This is a genomic window from Sphaerotilus montanus (assembly GCF_013410775.1).
GTDB lineage: Bacteria > Pseudomonadota > Gammaproteobacteria > Burkholderiales > Burkholderiaceae_C > Sphaerotilus > Sphaerotilus montanus.
On record NZ_JACCFH010000001.1, the window covers coordinates 3,933,865 to 3,952,396 of the forward strand.

An 18,532-nucleotide genomic window follows, 5' to 3' on the forward strand; every position below is an offset into this window, starting at 1 on the left:
CACCGCCGCCGAGCGGTGGACGTTGTTTCAACAAGACCCAGGGGGAAACACACCATGGCCGGACTCCACACCGAGATCCATTTCGAAACCGAGATCTGCGCCCGCCTGGCCGAACAAGGCTGGCTGTACGCCGACAACGACGCCGCGCAGTTCGACCGCACCCACGGCCTGTTCCCGCCCGACCTGCTCGCCTGGATCGAAGCCACCCAGCCCGACGCCTGGACCCGCCTCACCAAGACCCACGGCCCCGCGCTGCCCCGGGTGCTGGCCGAGCGGGTGCGCAAGAGCCTGAACGAGCGTGGCACGCTGGACGTGCTGCGCCGGGGCGTGGAGATGCTGGGCCTGCGCGAGCCGCTGATGCTGGCCCAGTTCAAGCCGGCGCTGGCGCTGAACGCGACGACGCGCGCCCACTACGAGGCCAACCGCCTGCGCGTGGTGCGGCAGGTCACGCACTCGCCCAACAACCCGAAGGCCGAGCTGGACCTGGTGCTGTTCCTCAACGGCCTCGCGGTGGCCACGGTGGAGCTGAAGTCCGACTTCACGCAATCCGTCCACGACGCGGTGGACCAGTACCGCTACGACCGCCACCCGCAGCCCAAGGGCGGGTTGCTGGAGCCGCTGCTGGGCTTCCCGGGCGGGGCGCTCGTGCATTTCGCGGTCAGCCAGTCCGAAGTGATGATGGCCACACGGCTGGCGGGGCCGGCCACGGTGTTCCTTCCGTTCAACCGCGGCCACGACGGCGGCGCCGGCAACGCGCCCAACCCCGACGGCTTCGCCACCGCCTACCTGTGGGAAGAGGTCTGGGCGCGGGAGAGCTGGCTCGACATCCTGCACCGCTACCTGATCGGCAAACGCGACGACAAGAAGCAGCTCAAGAGCGTGGTCTTCCCGCGCTACCACCAGCTCGACGCCACGCGCCGCCTCGTGGCCGACGTGCTGTCCCAGGGGCCGGGTCAGCGCTACCTGATCCAGCACTCGGCCGGCTCCGGCAAGACCAACTCCATCGCCTGGACCGCCCACTTCCTCGCGGACCTGCACGACGCCGAGCACCGCAAGCTGTTCGACAGCGTGCTGGTGGTGAGCGACCGCAACGTGCTGGACGTGCAGTTGCAGGAAGCCCTGTTCGACTTCGAGCGCAACGCCGGCGTGGTGGCGAGCATCACGAACGAACACGGCGTCAAGAGCGCGCAGCTCTCGCAGGCGCTGAAGGACGGCAAGAAGATCATCGTCTGCACCATCCAGACCTTCCCGTTTGCCTTGAAGGCCGTGCAGGAACTCGCGGCCACCGAGGGCAAGCGCTTCGCCGTGATCGCCGACGAGGCGCACAGCTCGCAGACGGGCGAGGCGGCGGCGAAGCTCAAGACGCTGCTGTCGGCCGAGGAGTGGGCGGATCTGCAGGATGGCGGCGCCGTGGACGCCAACGACATCGCCGCCGCCAACATGGCCGCGCGCGCCGGGGACAGCGGGCTGACGTATGTCGCCTTCACCGCGACACCCAAGGCCAAGACGCTGGAGCTGTTCGGCCGCAAGGGCGCCGACGGCCTGCCGCAGCCGTTCCACGTCTACTCGATGCGCCAGGCGATCGAGGAAGGATTCATCCTCGACGTGCTGAAGAACTACACCAGCTACCAGCTCGCCTTCAAGCTCGCCCACGACGGCAAGACCTACGACGAGGCGCAGGTGGAGCGCAGCGCGGCGATGAAAGGGATCATGCAGTGGGTCCGGCTGCACCCGTACAACATCGCCCAGAAGGTGCAGGTCGTCGTCGAGCACTACCGCGAGAACGTGCAGCCGCTGCTGCAGGGGCGGGCCAAGGCGATGGTGGTGGTCGGCTCCCGCAAGGAGGCGGTGCGCTGGCAGAAGGCCATCCGCGCCTACATCGCCCGCCAGCACTACCCGCTGGGCGTGCTGACCGCGTTCTCGGGCGAGGTGGACGATCCGGACAGCTACCCGGATGCGGTCACCGAGGCGTCCAAGGAGCTGAACCCTGGCCTCAAGGGGCGGGACATCCGGGATGCGTTCGCCGCGCCTGAGTTCCACCTGCTGCTGGTGGCCAACAAGTTCCAGACCGGGTTTGACCAGCCGCTGCTGTGCGGCATGTACATCGACAAGGTGCTCGGCGGCATCCAGGCGGTGCAGACGCTGTCGCGGCTGAACCGGTCGCACCCCGGCAAGGACACGACCTACATCCTCGACTTCGTCAACGAGCCGGCCGAGATCCTCAAGGCCTTCAAGACCTACTACCAGACGGCCGAACTGGAAGCCGCCACCGACCCGCACCTGGTCTACGACCTGCGGGCGAAGCTGGACGCCGCCGGCCACTACGACGACTTCGAGGTGGACCGGGTCGCCAAGGTGGACCTGGACCCGCTCGGCACGCAGAAGCAGCTCGACGCGGCAATAGCCCCAGTGGCCGACCGCCTGCTGCGGCGCTACAAGGCCGCGCAGCACGAGCGCACCGCCGCACTGGCGCGGGGTGACGACAAGACCGCCGCGCAGGCGAAGGACACGCTGGATGCCCTGGTGCTGTTCAAGAACGACATGGGCGCCTTCGTGCGGCTGTACAGCTTCCTCAGCCAGATCTTCGACTACGGCAACACCGACATCGAGAAGCGCTTCCTGTTCTTCAAGCGGCTGATCCCGCTGCTGGAATTCGGCCGGGAGCGCGACACGGTGGACCTCAGCAAGGTGGTGCTGACCCACCACACCCTGAAGAACCACGGCCGACAAGCCATGGGGCTCGACGCCAACGGCCGCTACACGCTGCCACCCATCGACGCGGTGGGCAGCGGCGCGGTGCAGGAAAAGGAAAAGACCTACCTGGACGAGATCATCCAGAAGGTGAACGGCCTGTTCGAAGGCGAGCTGACCGACGGCGACCAGCTCGTCTACGTCAACGGCGTGCTCCGGGGCAAGCTGCTGGAGAACGAGACGCTGCTGCGCCAGGCCGCCAGCAACACCAAGGAGCAGTTCGCCAACTCGCCAGACCTGAAAGACGCGCTGATGCACGCCATCATGGACGCGCTGGACGCCCACACCACGATGAGCACGCAGGCGCTGGGCTCCGAGCGGGTGAGGGAGGGGCTGCGCGACATCCTGCTCGGGCCTGCGCAGCTCTACGAGGCGCTGCGGGGGCGGTCATCAGGTAGGCACAATGCACACCCATGAACGACATCAACACACTTGAGCGCGCTCCGCGCATCGGCTTCGTCTCGCTCGGCTGCCCGAAGGCGCTCACCGACTCCGAGCTGATCCTGACCCAGCTCAGCGCCGAGGGCTACGCCACCAGCAAGACTTTCCAGGGCGCGGACCTGGTGATCGTCAACACCTGCGGCTTCATCGACGACGCGGTCAAGGAAAGCCTTGACACCATCGGCGAAGCGCTGGCCGCCAACGGCAAGGTCATCGTCACCGGCTGCCTGGGCGCCAAGACCGGCGACGCCGGCGGCAACCTCGTGCGCCAGATGCACCCCAGCGTGCTCGCCGTCACCGGGCCGCACGCGACGCAGGAAGTGATGGACGCCGTCCACCTGCACGTGCCCAAGCCGCACGACCCCTTCATCGACCTCGTGCCCGCCGCCGGCATCAAGCTGACCCCGAAGCACTACGCCTACCTGAAGATCAGCGAGGGCTGCAACCACCGCTGCTCGTTCTGCATCATCCCGTCGATGCGCGGTGACCTCGTCTCGCGGCCGATCGGCGATGTGCTGAACGAGGCGCGGGCGCTGTTCGAGGGCGGCGTGAAGGAACTGCTCGTCATCAGCCAGGACACGTCGGCCTACGGCGTCGACGTCAAGTACCGCACCGGCTTCTGGGACGGCAAGCCCGTGAAGACCAAGATGCTCGACCTCGTCGCGCAACTGGGTGAGCTGGCCAAGCAGCACGGCGCCTGGGTCCGCCTGCACTACGTCTACCCGTACCCGCACGTCGACGAGATCCTGCCGCTGATGGCCGAGGGGCTGGTGCTGCCGTACCTGGACGTGCCGTTCCAGCACGCGCATCCGGACGTGCTCAAGCGCATGAAGCGGCCCGCGAGCGGCGAGCGCAACCTGGAGCGCTTGCTGAAGTGGCGCGAGGCCTGCCCCGAGATCGTCGTGCGCTCGACCTTCATCGCTGGGTTCCCGGGTGAAACCGAGGCCGAGTTCGAGTACCTGCTCGACTTCCTGAAGGAAGCGCAGATCGACCGCGCCGGCTGCTTCGCCTACTCGCCGATCGAAGGCGCGCCGGCCAATGCGCTGGAAGGCGCGCTGCCGGACGCCGTGCGCGAAGAGCGCCGCGCCCGCTTCATGGCCGTCGCCGAAGCCGTCTCGACCGCCAAGCTGCAGCGCCGCGTCGGCTCGGCCATGCAGGTGCTGGTGGACAGCGCGCCGTCGATGGGCAAGAAGGGCGGCGTGGCGCGCACCTACGCGGACGCGCCCGAGATCGACGGCACGGTGAAGATCCTGCCGCCGACCAAGGCTTCGAAGACGATGAAGGTCGGCGACTTCGCGCGGGTGCGCATCGTCGGCACCTCGGGCCACGACCTGGTGGGTGAACTGCTGTGACCGACCGGAAAGACGCCCTGGCGACGGCCCTGATCCACCACCCCTACGTGGCGCCGCCGGAGTTCGACGCGCTGCCGCCGGGGATCTTCAAGGCCTCGACGGTGTTCTTTCCGAACGTCGCGGCGACGCGCTCGCGCCGCTGGGACGACAAGAGCGGCTACACCTACGGCCTGCACGGCACGCCGACCACGTTCACGCTGGAGGCGCGGCTCGCCACGCTCGAAGGCGCGCATCACGTCCTGCTCGTGCCGAGCGGGCTGTCGGCGATCACGCTGGTGGACATGGCGCTGCTGTCGGCGGGCGACGAGGTGCTGCTGCCGGACAACGTCTACGGCCCGAGCCGCAGCTTTGCCGCACACGAGCTGAAGCAGTGGGGCATCGCGTACCGGCTGTACGACCCGATGGACCCGGCCTCGCTGGTGGCCGCGCTGAATGAGAAAACCAAGCTGGTCTGGCTGGAGGCGCCGGGGTCGGTGACGCTGGAGTTCCCGGACCTGCGCACGCTGGTGCGCGAGGCGAGGGCGCATGCGCCGCAGGCGGTGGTCGCACTCGACAACACCTGGGGCGCCGGGATCGCGTTCAACGCCTTCGACCTCGGCGAGGGGCAGGCGGTGGACGTGACGGTGCATGCGCTGACCAAGTACCCGTCCGGCGGTGCGGACGTGCTGATGGGCTCGGTCGCGTGCCGGGACGACGCGCTGCACCAGCGGCTTGCGTGGTGCCACAGCCGGCTCGGGCTGGGCGTGGGTGCGAACGATGTGGAGGCGCTGCTGCGCGGTCTGCCGTCGCTGGCGCTGCGCTACGCGGCGCAGGACGTGGCGGGGCGGCACATCGCCGCCTGGTGCGCGGGGCGGGCCGAGTTCGTGCGGGTGCTGCATCCGGCGCTGCCCGATTCACCGGGACACGCGCACTGGGCGGGCCTGTGCTCGGCGGCGGCCGGGCTGGTCACAGTCGAATTCGACCCGCGCACCAGCGTCGCGCAGGTCGATGCCTTCGTCGACGCGCTGCGGCTGTTCCGCATCGGCTGGTCGTGGGGCGGGCCGGTGAGCCTGGCCGTGCCGTACCAGCCCAAGGCGATGCGCGCGCTGGCGACGCCGTACCGCGGCACGCTGGTGCGCCTGTGCATCGGGCTGGAGGCGGTGGAGGATCTGGTGGGCGATCTGGCGCAGGCGCTGGCAGGGATGGCCGACCTGCCGACGTGATCCCGCTTCAGCCGCATTCGGCGGCGAGCCGGCGCGCCACGAGCTGGCGCAGTTCCTCGTCATCCTCGAACTTCACGTCGTGCGTGCCCAGCAGCAGCGTGCCCCCTGTGCGCAGCAGGGCGCGCTGCACCACCCCGCCGCACAGGCCCACCAGTTCGGTGATGGCGTCGCGGTCCGGCGGCCCGTCGGCCTTGTGCGCGATCCGGGCGTACAGCGCCCGCTTGCGCAGGTTGCCGATGGAGCGCGGGTAGCGCTGCTCGATCTTCTCGCGCACGCTGTCGACCGTGACGCTGCGGCCGAGCACCGACACGATCTGGCTGACGAAGCGCGCCGCCTCGATCTCGCGGGCCAGCAGCAACTGCTCGGCGTAGGCGAGCAGGGCCTCGTCGGTGCCGAAATGGCGGCTCAGGAACTCGGTGCGCAGCCGGTCGGCGAGGGCGTCGGCCTCGGCGTAGTTCTGGTGCTGCAGCAATTGCAGGCGAAACTCGTCACCCATGTGGACCGACAGGCGCTCCAGCCGGGCGTGGATGCGCTGGATCTCGGGGAAGAAACCGGCGGCGATCTTCCAGCGCTCGGCCAGCGGATCGGGGCCGTCGTTGTCGTCGGCCGGTGCAGGGGGCGGGCTGCTGCCGTTCAGCGTGGCGTCGTACGCGCGCCGGCTCACCGGATCCGACAGCACGTCGTGGGCGATGTTGATGCGCTGGATCCGGTCGATCGCGTCCGGGTGCGGGTTGCGGTCGGGGTGGTACAGCGAGGCCATCGCCCGGTAGGCGGCCTTGACGACGACCGCTTCGGCGTGGCGTGCCAGGCCCAGGGTCTGGTAGTGATCGTGGGCGGCGGGCGGTGCGGGTGGGGGAGGGCTGGACATGGATAGCGGTGATGCTACCGGGTTGTCTGGTCGTGCGGCTTGAGGTCCGCTTGGGTAGGTGGTGTCCTCTGCGCGGCGCGGCGCGTGTGCTGGTGGATCTTGCAGATTCCGGATGCCGATCGGCAGTTCGTGCCGATTGCGGGTGTGATGGTGATTCAGACAAATACGCTCTCCCCGGGTTTCCAGGGATCACCGGTTGGTGATGCTTTCAGAGCGGATCTGCCAATACAGTTCGTCCAGGCGGTCTTCGCTCCGCGTCTCGCATTCCCAGATGACGAGGGGTGTCCAGCCCGCCTGACCGAGTGCGAGAAGGTTCCGCTGGTCGCGCACGATGTTCTTCCCGAATTTTTCCAGCCAGAACTCGCGCCGTTCTGCAGGCATGGTCGCGTACTTGCAGAAGGGATGTCGATGCCAGAAGCATCCGTGAACGAAGACGGCGATGCGGTGAGCGGGAAACACGAGGTCCGGGCTACCAGGCAACGTGCGGTCATGGAGGCGGAAGCGCAGTCCGGTCGCGTGCAGGTAGCGCCGGACGCGCATTTCCGGACGAGTGTTCTTGCCCCGGATGCCTGCCATCATCCTGGACCTTGTTTCGCGGTTGACGACGTCGGTCATTGCTGGGTTCCCGCCTGGGTGTTCGCGTAGGATGCCGCCCTTTTGATCGATTGGTCGAGTTCGTTGCGACCGTCTTCCCGAGTCCAAGAATGCCCGTTCCCGTAATTGATCTGTTCGCCGGCCCGGGTGGTCTCGGCGAAGGCTTGTCCCGTGCCTCACGAGTCGATTTCAGGACGGTCATCTCGATCGAGAAGGACGAGATGGCGGCCTGCACGCTGAAGCTGCGGGCGGCGCACCGCGCATTGCGGCGCTCGCTGGCAGACATGCCTCCTCAGCAGGTGGACGGCATCTGGGCCACCTGGGATCGTGTCATCGCGGAATCCGGCTGGAGGGAAACGATCCAGCGGTTGAGCGGCTGCGGGATTGAATCGATCGTCCACGCCTGTCAGGACGCTGCACACGAAGCGTTGAAGTTCGAGCTGGGACCTGATCGGCGTACAGAGGCCACCCGGTTGATCCGCGAGCGGCTGGAGCCGTACATGAAGGACGGACAGCTTCCCGACAATATCGTGCTGATTGGCGGACCGCCATGTCAGGCCTACTCGCTGGTCGGACGCGCCCGCAACCGTGGCAAGGAAGACTACCGCCCAGAGGAGGACCACCGGCATTTCCTCTACAAGGAATATCTGCAAGTGATCGCGGAGTTTCGGCCTGCGGTCTTCGTGATGGAGAACGTCAAAGGCATCCTGACCTCGACTGTCGAGGGGTCCGGGATCTTCGAGTCGATCAAGTCGGACTTGCGCCACCCAGGGCGCATCTGCGGGATCCATGAAGATGAAGGCTATGTGCTGGTTTCTCTGGTGAAGGGCGCCGATGGCTCACTGGTTCCAATCGAGCCGGCCGCCGAAGAGTTCATCGTTCGGACCGAGTTGCTTGGCCTGCCTCAGGCGAGACACCGCGTGATCATCTGCGGCATCCGGGAGGACGTCTTCGAGCGTGCGGGGCGTCGTGTCGGCACCCTGATAGCGACTCGGCCGACAGGGGTCGGTGAAGTGATACGCGGGCTTCCTCCGGTCCGGCCTGCGCTCAGCTGGCGTGGTGGTGGAGCGTCATCGCTCACCAGCTTCGAGCTACCCATGTTTCACGCGGCGCTGCAGGAACTGCGGCAGTCGGAGAACCGGGCACTGGGTTTTGTCGCGACTCGGATGGCGGGGGCCGTCAGCCGTATGGTTGCCGGCACAGACCCTGGTTCGGGCACGGATCGTGTGCTGGTCGAGAGCCATCCGAGTCCCGAACGATATGCAGACTGGTACGCCGACCGGGCCATCCGCCTTCTGGCCAACCACGAGTCGCGCTCGCACATGAGCGAGGATCTTGTTCGCTACCTTTTCGCATCCGCCTATGGGCAAGAACTGAACAACAGTCCTCTGCTGGCAGACTTCCCCAAGGCGCTGTTGCCGAACCACCGGAACGTCGATCCGGAAAATATTTCCGCCGCCATCTTCAAGGATCGCTTCCGTGTCCAGTTGTTCGAGACACACAGCACCACCGTGACCAGCCACATCGGCAAGGATGGGCATGCCTTCATCCATCCGGATCCGGAGCAGTGCCGAAGTCTTACGGTCCGCGAGGCGGCTAGGCTCCAGACGTTTCCGGATAGCTATGTCTTTCTCGGCAACCGGACTTCGCAGTACACGCAGGTCGGGAACGCTGTGCCGCCGATGCTGGCTTGTCGGATCGGCGGAGTGGTGGGTGATGTTCTGGATCGCGCTGGGCTGGCATCTGGGTACTTGTTGGCGCCGTCTCTGACGGCCTAATCTGCCACCTGACATGTTGGAAATATGCTCGTGGAGCATGAACTACGTCATGCCTGCGTGATTGAGTGAGGCTATTCACGGGAACCTGTGTGCGATGTCGTCTCGCAGGCCGCAGCTACACATCAGAATGCCCTCGGTTCCGAATGACAGCTAGTCAAACAACGACAGGGGGCTGAACGAGATGAAAACCGAAAGTCTCGGTGTGAACGCGACACTGGCTATCGAGCATGGGACAAGCCGTGAACTCCCTCCCCAAGCTTCGACAACGACCGAGCCCCTGCAGCAACACCATCCGCATCAGCGACTCCATCGGGTACTGGGATCTTCCGTTCTTGCTGGGGTCTGCGCGAGGACAGGTCTTGTCTACTGCTCCGGCTATCGCCGTCAGCGTCTAAACGTAGTCCCCCGATTGGGTTTGCTCTGTTGCGTTACGGGCAGATCGTCAACGCATTTCGCGAGATATATACCGAATTCATCGAAAAGCATCATGCTGAACACATTAATTGTTCAGCTAGGCTTGCGGCATTTTAAAATTGATACCGTAAAGTGAGTGCGGCATTATTTGCTACCCATAAATAATTTTATGAACAATATTTCATCCGATCGACGTGCAGACGTCACGCCCCATGCTGCTGCATTAATTGAGGGTTTGAGAGACATAGGGTATTCACTCGAGACTGCTGTTTCTGATATTATTGATAATTCAATTACAGCGGGTGCGCATCGAGTTCATGTACTGACGGAGACTTACTCCGGAGAGCCGTATATCGCAATTCTTGATGATGGCATTGGTATGTCCGAGGATGAGCTTGTGGCTGCTATGCGACCTGGGAGCAAGAATCCTTTGTCAAATCGTGAGGCACCAGATCTTGGGAGATTTGGATTGGGGATGAAAAGTGCGAGTTTTTCACAGTGCCGGCGGTTGACTGTTGTTTCCAGAAAGGCCGGGCGTACTTGCGCTGCGATTTGGGATCTTGATGAAGTTGCGACACGAAACGAATGGGCTGTACAACTGCCTAGTGATACTGTAGGAATTCCGGCAATTGATCGCCTGGGGCCTGTCGGGACACTTGTTGTCTGGCAAAAGCTCGATCGACTAGCCGGAGGTTACACCGACAACCCAGCCAAGCGTGCTGAGGTCATAAATCAAAGAATTTCCGAGTCTGAATGGCATTTGCGCCTAGTATTTCATCGTTTCATGGAGACGGCCAATCCACTCCGCATTCTGCTGAACGGACGAATTTTTCGGCCATTGGATCCATTCGCACAGAAGAACCCCGCCACTATTGCTGATCCAGAGGAAAAGCTTGTCATTGGAGGGCGTCAAATAGAAATCCAAAGCTTTACGCTGCCGCATCATAAACAGATAGGTAAGGCAGATTGGGATGATATTGGTGGTCCTGATGGACACCTGAGGTCTCAGGGATTTTATTTGTATAGAGGCAAGCGACTGATTTTATATGGGACTTGGTTCGGGCTATGCCGGCAGTCTGAACTCACAAAGCTATCGCGGGTCAGAATTGATATTCCAAATAGCATGGATGCAGATTGGAAGATTGACGTCAAGAAGTCATCGGCACAGCTGCCGCCCGTCGTTCGAGATCGCTTGAGAAAAGTGATTGAGAGAATTCAGGTTGGATCCAAAAGAACCTACAGCAAACGTGGGAGCAAGCTTGTCGATAGCGAGCGGCTCCCGATGTGGATCCGGATTCAGGCCGGAGGAGAGATAAGATATCGACCTAATATTGAGCATCCTATTTTCGCTGATTTCGTCAATGGCATTCCAGTCGAGTTACGGCGTGGCTTTTTTAACTGCATCGCTCTGATTGGTGCTTCTCTTCCTATCGAGACTCTACATGCTGATATGGCCGGTGCGGCAGAGCAGATTGTCCCGGACCGGGTAGATGAAGATACATTGGTTCAGGCTGTGCAGTCGATTCTTTCTGTTCTTCTGAGTTCCGGTAATGATATCCAGAAAATTATGTCGATGATGAAGGATGTTGATCCGTTTCGGTCAGCCTGGGATGATACTCGGCGAATTATCGAGGCAACTATCAAATTGAGAGGGAAAAAATGAATATACTGCTAAGTGCTCTTGAGGGAATGACTTCGGTTCTCATGGCGACGCAAAGCCCCCATACTGCCCAGTCGATTAGGAATATTATCGCGCAGCTGCGCGAAATGCCGATGTTTGCTGGGAAGATAGATGACAACAAAGCCGAAGAGCTAGCCCGCCTAATCGAAGAAAAATATGGCATCAGCATGGGTCTCGGTGCTATTGTAGATGCCGAGGATTTTCGCCCATGGCTACACGATGCCCGCATCAACGGCAAGATCGGTAATTTTTACTGGGACCGTTATCGGCAGCTTTTGAACCTGAAGGGCCTTCCCAAATCGGTAATCGACGCAACAGACGAGGTGACGGATCGAGTTCTGGACCGTCTCGGCGACCCGCGTAACCTGAATCCGTGGAGTCGCCGTGGCATGGTCGTCGGTCATGTCCAGAGCGGCAAGACGGCGAACTACACCGGGGTCATCTGCAAGGCTGCCGATGCGGGGTATCGTCTAATCGTTGTCATCGCCGGTATTCACAACAACCTGCGGAATCAAACTCAAGCGCGAATCGACGAGGGGTTCATCGGACGTGATACCGGGCGATTGGCACATGCGAACAAGACGCAGCGACAGAAGATCATCGGAGTTGGTGCGTTCGATCAGCGAGAATTCCCTGTCTCGCTGACGAACACGTTGCGCGATTTCAACACGGCGACGGCGACCACGAATACCAGCCAGATCGGGCAGTACAACGTGCCCGTCGTCTTGGTGATCAAGAAAAATCCTAGAACGCTGAAGAGCCTGTTGGAATGGCTGAAGGAGCATTCGGTCAATCAGGGCACGCAGATGGTTAGCCAGCCGATGCTGCTGATCGATGATGAAGCTGACAACGCTTCGATCAATACTGCCTATGCCCGTGACGAGGTCACTCGCATCAACGGCCAGATTCGCGAGCTACTCTCGCTGTTCCACCGGAGCTGCTATGTCGGTTATACGGCAACACCGTTCGCTAATATCTTCATCGATCCTGATACCGATGACGAAGCACTGAAGCAGGATCTGTTTCCGCGCCACTTCATTATCGGATTGGATGCGCCGTCGAACTACTTCGGGGCACAGAAAGTCTTCCTCGACGCCCGTAAGCAGCATGTACGTTTGATTGAAGACAACGAGGATATTCTTCCTATTAAACATAAGATCGACCAGCCGGTCGAGATTTTGCCGGACAGTCTTGTGCAGGCCGTGCGAGCGTTCATAGTTGCGCGCGCCATCCGCAATGTGCGAGGCCAGCAGACGGCACATGCGTCAATGCTTGTCAATGCTTCGCGCTTTACCGAGGTACAGGGGCGACTTCGGTCAAGGATCGCCGATGTTGTTGGCCGCATTCGGGATGCTGTTGTCGTGGATGGTGGCAAAGGGCCCGTTGCCTTGCGAAACCCCGAGATCTCCGCTCTGCACGCGGTCTGGGAGAAGGAATACGCTAATTTGGAAGACGCTAACTGGCCTCAGGTCCAGACTCGACTGCATGAGGTTTTGATTGCTGTTCGCGTGGTAGAGGTCAATGCGTCAAAACGATCTCAAGCCCTCGACTACGACCAAGGTGGTGAGTATGGCGTGACATTCATCGCCGTCGGCGGGTTCTCTCTCTCACGGGGTCTGACGCTGGAAGGGCTGATGGTCAGCTATTTCCTCCGGAACTCCATGATGTACGACACATTGATGCAAATGGGGCGCTGGTTCGGCTATCGACCTGGCTACGAGGATCTGTGTCGCGTTTGGATCCCTGCGGACGGCGTAGGTTGGTATACCCATATTCATGAGGCAATGGATGATCTCCAGGCACAGCTCAAGAGAATGGAACTGGCGAAGGCTACGCCAGAGCAGTTTGGTCTTGCTGTGCGTAGCCATCCGGAATCGCTGATCGTGACTGCCAGGAACAAGATGGGAACTGGTAGGGAATTTCCCGTCAAGGTTGGGCTTGCAGGCAAGCTTGTCGAGACAACGCGGATACATACGGATCGGGATCAACTGGATCGCAACCGGAAAGCTGGACAGGCATTGGCCGCAGCGATCAAGGCGAGTGGAATCGTCGCAGATCATCCGACAAGAGGCACCCTTTACAGGTCGGTCCCCGTCGATATGCTGCGCAATTTTCTGAGCGTGTTCCGTGCCGATGCTACCGATCCTTTGACTGATCCACGCCTCGTGAGCGACTACATTGATGCTCGCGCTGATGACGAGTTGAAAGAATGGGATGTCCTTTTTGCCAGTGCACAGAAAGCGGACGCCACTGGGGATGCGCTCGGCGATGTCAAGATGAATGTATTCGGGCGATCGGTTGGCGTAGATGACCTACGTCGAGGCATTTTGGCGATAAGCGGAGCCAGCAGACGGGTAGGCTCTCCCGGTGACGAGCGCATGGGCCTAACAGCAGACCAGATCGATGCTGCGACCAAAGCATTCCGTGAAGAGCGCCTTCGCGAAGAAAAACCAGTTCCAGAGACCTTGCCTCCACGAATCTTCTGCGAGATACCTGGTCGCCGCCCGCTAATTATTCTTCGTTTTGTTGCCCCTACCGTTGCCGATCCCGGATTGAGCGGGAAGCTGCCTGGGGTCGTTCTTGCGTGGAGCATCTGCTTCCCACCTTCGAATGTTCACGGCGGCACTGTCGAGTACATCGTCAACACGATTCGCATGCGCGAAATGTTTGGCGAAGTAGAAATCGAGGAGGAGGCTCTCGGTGATATTGAATGACACGCCATGGTCCGGACTAGAGGCCGGCAAAACCGATACCCGACGCGTCGATGCGTTGGCAAGTTGGAACTGGTTCTGGGCGGTCATGCCCCACACCGACGTCGCACTGGTGTTGCAACTGACCGACCTGCCGAAGCCGATGCCAGATCTGCCGAAGCTCAGAAACCTTGAAGTCCGCTTCCAGACACTGTCTGGTGGCCCGATTCTTTACATCCGGCTCAAGGACAGCTCACAACTAGAGCTGTTTGAAACCCTGTGCCGTGACGTGATAGCAGCCGGTGAACTCGGGGAAACCGAGGCCGAGGCACTGGAACGAGCTATCGGTCGCACCTTTCGATGGCATTACCTACTGAGAGGTGGGAAGCTTGAAGTCCTGCCGGAGGAGGTGCAGAAGGGCCTGATTGGCGAAATTGAGGTTCTGAAACTGCTGATAGCGGATATCGGGTCGAAACCTGCCTTGATGGCATGGACAGGCCCATCGGGTGCCCCGAAGGATTTCGAACTCAAGGCTGACTGCATCGAGGTAAAGGCACGGCGCGGGGCCTCGCAACCCTTCGTGAAGATCTCGGGCGAGCACCAATTGACGGATGTGCCGGATCGCAACCTATGGTTGGGCGTTCTCGCCGTCGATAAGGTTAACCCTCCCCACGGGCGGACATTGAAGGAGTATGTCGATGAGGTAACTGAGTTTTTCGAGCGGACTGAGCCGTCGGCCATAATGGACTGGGATCGGCATCTTTGCGATGCAGGTTACGATCCGATGCACGATTACTCAGCATGGCGTTGGATCGTTTCGGCCCCTGATCTCTACATCGTTGCCGAAGGATTTCCGCGTATCGCTGCCCCTATTCCGCTAGGTGTATCTGGATTGACCTACTCCCTCGCGTTGTCCGCATGTATTCCATTCCTGAGGGAATGGAAAGAATTTCGGTTTAGGCTCATCAAGGAGCATCAGCATGAATCCACTTGAAGACTACCACCAGAATCTGATGGCCGACATTCGCCGCCAGGCGGATGCAAGCGGCATCCTGATGGTCGAAGCATTCTTCGACCGTATGACCGAGAGGTTGACTGAATCTGGCGAACTGGAGGCCGCCGATAGGGCTTATTACCAAATTGGTAAGGGGAAAGAAAAACTCAGAATTGACGGATATGCGGGCGATCCGCGTGAGAGTGGAGGGGTACTTGGCCTGATCGTCTGCGACTTCGTCGACAGCGACGAGGTCCAGACCTTCGCTAAAAGCGACATCCCACCCGTCCTCAATCCACTGATCCGATTTTTGAAGCAGGCGCGGACCAAGGAGTTCCGAGATGCCCTGAATGAGGAAAATCCCGGATTCCAGGTTTCCGACTTGATCATCACCACTTGGTCGCAGGTTACCAAGGTGAAGCTAATCTTGGTCTCAAATCGTCAGTACATCGGTCGAGATGACACAGTGAAACTGGCGGAGATGGCTGATGTTCCGATTACTTGGTCTGTCTGGGACTTGGCTCGGTTCGAGCGTTTTGACAAATCTGGTCAGGCGCGTGAGGACATGGTTATTGACTTTGCGACTGACTTTGGTGCTCCAGTTCCTGCGCTCAAGGCTTCGCAGGTAGGAGCCGCGCTTGAGAGCTATCTGCTGATCGTTCCGGGCGAGCAACTGGCTGCAATCTACGATCGATGGGGTGCTCGCCTGTTGGAGGCAAATGTCCGAACCTTCTTGCAAGCACGGGCCAAGACAAATAAGGGCATTCAAAAAACCATCATGGAGGAGCCAGAGTTATTTTTTCCATACAATAATGGACTCTCTGCAACTGCCGAGGGGGTTACTTGTGTACGAGCGGACGATGGTCTCGCAATTGCGTCAATCAACAACCTACAGATCGTGAATGGCGCACAGACTACGGGATCTATCCACGCTGGTCTGAAATCTGCCAAGGATCAGTTAGCGCAAGTTTTCGTGCAGATGAAGCTGACAGTCGTGCCTGCAGACCGGTCCGAAGGCATCGTGCCGAAAATTTCTGAGTATGCTAACACCCAGAATAAGGTAAATGCAGCAGACTTTTTCTCAAACCATCCATTTCATATCCGTGTTCAGCAACTTTCTCGCCGCGTGATTTTTACTGCACGCGAAGGTGAGCGTCATGATAGGAAATGGTTCTATGAAAGAACTTGTGGGCAGTTTCTAAATGCTCGTGGTAGCTTGAAAGGAGCAGATCAGAAGAGCTTTGACCTGGAATTTCCGACTTCGCAGATTTTCACAAAGACAGACCTTGCGAAGTTTGAAAACTCTGCGGCCGGGCAGCCTCATATCGTTTCGCGAGGCGCGCAGAAAAACTTTTCAGAATATGCGAAGGAGATTGGTGATAGTTGGTCAAAAAGCGCAGCGAAGTATGATGAGCTTTGGTACCGTCGCTTGATTGCCAAGGCCATTATTTTCCGCAAACTTGAAGAGGAAGTTCCAAAGCAGAATTGGTATAGTGGCGGTTACCGTGCCAATGTGGTCACCTACGCGATGGCGAAAATATTCCACGATGCCAATGACGAAAAGAACGTCTTAGATATCGACTCCGTTTGGAAAATTCAAAATGTTTCAGCCGCTTTGCAGCGTGCTCTACTTTTGGCTGCTGAAACTGCTCACGATATCATTACACATCCACCCACTGGTATACGTAACATGTCGGAATGGGCCAAGCAGCAAGCCTGCTGGAGTGGCTTAAAGGGTCGCGAGGTGAGGTATGCAACTGATTTCGATAAATGCAAAATTTCTGTCGAGGCAATGCAAACGGCGGTGCGCGACGCGCGAGCAAAGCAAGCGATGACCAAGGGTATTGATGCCCAGACAGAAGTTCTGAGTCTTGGTGCTAATTTTTGGAAAAAGGTATTGGAGTGGGGTCAGGCAGGGAGAAAACTTACCCCAAGAGAGGTGGTCGTTTTGAATACATGCATTTCGATGCCTAAGCGGATTCCAACAGAGTCCCAAGCGGCGCTTGCGCTGGTCATACTTGGTCGTATGGGGGACGACACGCCTCACTTTTCGGCCTGAGCGTAAGAGTTGCGGGTGTATCGAGGCTGAAATGCAACCTTCTTGTCAACCCGTACTTTTTGCTCGGCTTGTTCTAGTTCTGTATTGACCTTGCGACGGGTCTGGAAGCCGAAGTCTGAAATGCACGACCGCATGGATGCGTTGGCTATCGTCGTGCAGCTGAAACGGTGAATTGGGCGCTTGGACCAAGAGTAGTAGCGCCCAATCAATCTCATTAGTGCCCTCCGCTGAACGCCTTCGACGCCTCCACCGACTCCGCCGTCGAATCCCCCCGCGCCCCGTTGAAGTACAGGTTCAGCACCACCGCCGCGATCGAGGTCAGCAGGATGCCGGACTCCAGCAGCGGGTGCAGGCCGTGCGCCATCTGCTGCGTCCAGCGCGGTGCGACCAGCGGCACCAGGCCGAAGCCGATCGAGATCGCCACGATGTAGAGGTTGTGCTGGTTGCGCTTGAAATCGACGTTCGAGAGGATGCGGATGCCGGTGGCCGCGACCATGCCGAACATCACCAGTCCCGCCCCGCCGAGCACGAAGGTCGGCACCGATTCGACCAGCGCCGCCATCTTCGGCAGCAGCCCCAGCACCAGCATGATCACGCCCGCGGCCACGCACACCCAGCGGCTCTTCACGCCCGTCACGCCCACCAGCCCGACGTTCTGCGAGAAGCTGGTGTAGGGGAAGGTGTTGAAGATGCCGCCGATCAGCGTGCCCAGACCGTCGGTGCGCAGGCCGGCGGAGAGCTGGCTCTGGTTGATGCGCTTGCCGGTGATGTCCCCGAGCGCCAGGAACATGCCGGTGGACTCGATCATCACCACGATCATGACCAGGGTCATGGTGGCGATGGACAGCAGGTCGAAGGTCGGCATGCCGAAGGAAAACGGCAGCACCACATCGAACCAGTTCGCCTTGGCGACCTTCTCGAAGCCCATCTTGCCCATCGCGACCGCGACGACACACCCCGCGACGATGCCGAGCAGCACCGAGATGTTGGCGATGAAGCCCTTGGCGTACTTGGCCAGCCCCAGGATCACCGCCAGCACGAAGGCGGCAATGGCGAGGTTGTCGAGCGCACCGTATTTCAGGTTGTCGGTCATCGGGACAGGCCCGAGCTTGATCGGGGCGGACGCGGCCTCAGCGGTGGCCTTGGCCGCATCGACCATCGCGACCAGCTTCGGCACGTCGACGCTTTGTGCCAGGTTCGGCGGCCCGCCCAGCGCCCAGCCCACACCGACGCGCATCAGGCTGATGCCGATGATGGCGATGATGGTGCCGGTGACGACCGGCGGGAAATAGCGCAGCAGCCGGCTCATCAGCGGCGCGATCAGCATCGAGATCACGCCCGCGCCGATGATGGCGCCGAAGATCGCCCGCGCGCCGTCCACGCCGCCGTTCGCGTTGGCCATCGCCACCATCGGCCCGACGGCGGCGAAGGTCACCCCCATCATCACCGGCAGCTTGATGCCGAACAGCCGCCCGAAGCCGAGCGACTGGATCAGCGTCACCAGCCCGCAGCAGAACAGGTCGGCCGAGATCAGCAGCGCGACCTGCTCCGGCGTGAGCTTGAGCGCACGCCCGACGATCAGCGGCACGGCGACCGCGCCCGCGTACATCACCAGCACGTGTTGCAGGCCCAGCGCGGCGAGCCGGCCGGTGGGCAGTTGTTCGTCCACGGGATGGACGGTGGTTGTCGACATGCTTGTCTCCTCGTG

General features: G+C 60.7%; 11 protein-coding genes. 8 read left to right on the forward strand and 3 right to left on the reverse strand.

The window, feature by feature from the left end; genetic code table 11:
* Positions 1-54 precede the first annotated feature (54 nt).
* From BDD16_RS17890 to BDD16_RS17900, 3 genes are read left to right on the forward strand one after another with little or no spacing between them, the layout of a single operon-like run.
* Entirely contained in the window at positions 55-3,168 is a 3,114-nt protein-coding gene (locus BDD16_RS17890; protein WP_179635183.1) for a type I restriction endonuclease subunit R, read from the forward strand.
* The gene (gene rimO, locus BDD16_RS17895; protein ID WP_179635184.1) at positions 3,165-4,544 is read left to right on the forward strand and encodes a 30S ribosomal protein S12 methylthiotransferase RimO; all 1,380 of its coding nucleotides are present in this window, start codon (positions 3,165-3,167) and stop codon (positions 4,542-4,544) included. The genes BDD16_RS17890 and rimO overlap by 4 nt, the downstream gene beginning before the upstream one ends.
* Positions 4,541-5,746 (forward strand): PLP-dependent transferase, encoded by a 1,206-nt coding sequence (locus BDD16_RS17900; RefSeq protein WP_179635185.1) that lies wholly within the window; start codon positions 4,541-4,543, stop codon positions 5,744-5,746. The genes rimO and BDD16_RS17900 overlap by 4 nt, the downstream gene beginning before the upstream one ends.
* 7 nt (positions 5,747-5,753) lie before the next feature.
* Here BDD16_RS17900 and BDD16_RS17905 read toward each other — a convergent pair whose 3' ends face one another.
* A complete protein-coding gene (locus BDD16_RS17905; protein WP_179635186.1) occupies positions 5,754-6,614 on the reverse strand; it encodes a J domain-containing protein in 861 nt (286 codons plus the stop codon).
* 189 nt (positions 6,615-6,803) lie between these two features.
* Positions 6,804-7,229: a very short patch repair endonuclease gene (locus BDD16_RS17910; protein ID WP_179635187.1), complete on the reverse strand. Its 426-nt coding sequence runs from the start codon at positions 7,227-7,229 to the stop codon at positions 6,804-6,806.
* Between the two features lie 89 nt (positions 7,230-7,318).
* Here BDD16_RS17910 and BDD16_RS17915 point away from each other — a divergent pair, with 89 nt between their 5' ends.
* The 5 genes from BDD16_RS17915 to BDD16_RS17935 all read left to right on the forward strand — a co-directional run bounded on the left by BDD16_RS17915 (position 7,319) and on the right by BDD16_RS17935 (position 16,824).
* Positions 7,319-8,986 (forward strand): DNA cytosine methyltransferase, encoded by a 1,668-nt coding sequence (locus BDD16_RS17915; protein WP_179635188.1) that lies wholly within the window; start codon positions 7,319-7,321, stop codon positions 8,984-8,986.
* Positions 8,987-9,569: 583 nt separating this feature from the next.
* Entirely contained in the window at positions 9,570-11,063 is a 1,494-nt protein-coding gene (locus tag BDD16_RS17920) for an ATP-binding protein (RefSeq protein WP_179635189.1), read from the forward strand.
* Positions 11,064-11,104: 41 nt separating this feature from the next.
* Positions 11,105-13,795, forward strand: a complete 2,691-nt coding sequence (locus BDD16_RS17925; protein WP_218897858.1) for a Z1 domain-containing protein — start codon at positions 11,105-11,107, stop codon at positions 13,793-13,795.
* Positions 13,782-14,765: a PD-(D/E)XK motif protein gene (locus tag BDD16_RS17930; RefSeq protein ID WP_179635191.1), complete on the forward strand. Its 984-nt coding sequence runs from the start codon at positions 13,782-13,784 to the stop codon at positions 14,763-14,765. The genes BDD16_RS17925 and BDD16_RS17930 overlap by 14 nt, the downstream gene beginning before the upstream one ends.
* Positions 14,752-16,824, forward strand: a complete 2,073-nt coding sequence (locus BDD16_RS17935) for an AIPR family protein (RefSeq protein WP_179635192.1) — start codon at positions 14,752-14,754, stop codon at positions 16,822-16,824. Before BDD16_RS17930 ends, BDD16_RS17935 begins: the two co-directional genes overlap by 14 nt.
* 214 nt (positions 16,825-17,038) lie before the next feature.
* On the opposite strand, the gene BDD16_RS17940 is transcribed toward BDD16_RS17935, so the two are convergent.
* The gene (locus BDD16_RS17940) at positions 17,039-18,517 is read right to left on the reverse strand and encodes a nucleobase:cation symporter-2 family protein (RefSeq protein ID WP_179635193.1); all 1,479 of its coding nucleotides are present in this window, start codon (positions 18,515-18,517) and stop codon (positions 17,039-17,041) included.
* Positions 18,518-18,532 lie beyond the last annotated feature (15 nt).

Coding starts and splice junctions, on each gene's coding strand:
- BDD16_RS17905 (WP_179635186.1), bottom strand. CDS start 6,614: ATGTCCAGCCCTCCCCCACCCGCACCGCCCGCCGCCCACGATCACTAC.
- BDD16_RS17920 (WP_179635189.1), top strand. CDS start 9,570: ATGAACAATATTTCATCCGATCGACGTGCAGACGTCACGCCCCATGCT.
- BDD16_RS17925 (WP_218897858.1), top strand. CDS start 11,105: ATGGCGACGCAAAGCCCCCATACTGCCCAGTCGATTAGGAATATTATC.
- BDD16_RS17935 (WP_179635192.1), top strand. CDS start 14,752: ATGAATCCACTTGAAGACTACCACCAGAATCTGATGGCCGACATTCGC.
- BDD16_RS17890 (WP_179635183.1), top strand. CDS start 55: ATGGCCGGACTCCACACCGAGATCCATTTCGAAACCGAGATCTGCGCC.
- BDD16_RS17910 (WP_179635187.1), bottom strand. CDS start 7,229: ATGACCGACGTCGTCAACCGCGAAACAAGGTCCAGGATGATGGCAGGC.
- BDD16_RS17915 (WP_179635188.1), top strand. CDS start 7,319: ATGCCCGTTCCCGTAATTGATCTGTTCGCCGGCCCGGGTGGTCTCGGC.
- BDD16_RS17940 (WP_179635193.1), bottom strand. CDS start 18,517: ATGTCGACAACCACCGTCCATCCCGTGGACGAACAACTGCCCACCGGC.
- rimO (WP_179635184.1), top strand. CDS start 3,165: ATGAACGACATCAACACACTTGAGCGCGCTCCGCGCATCGGCTTCGTC.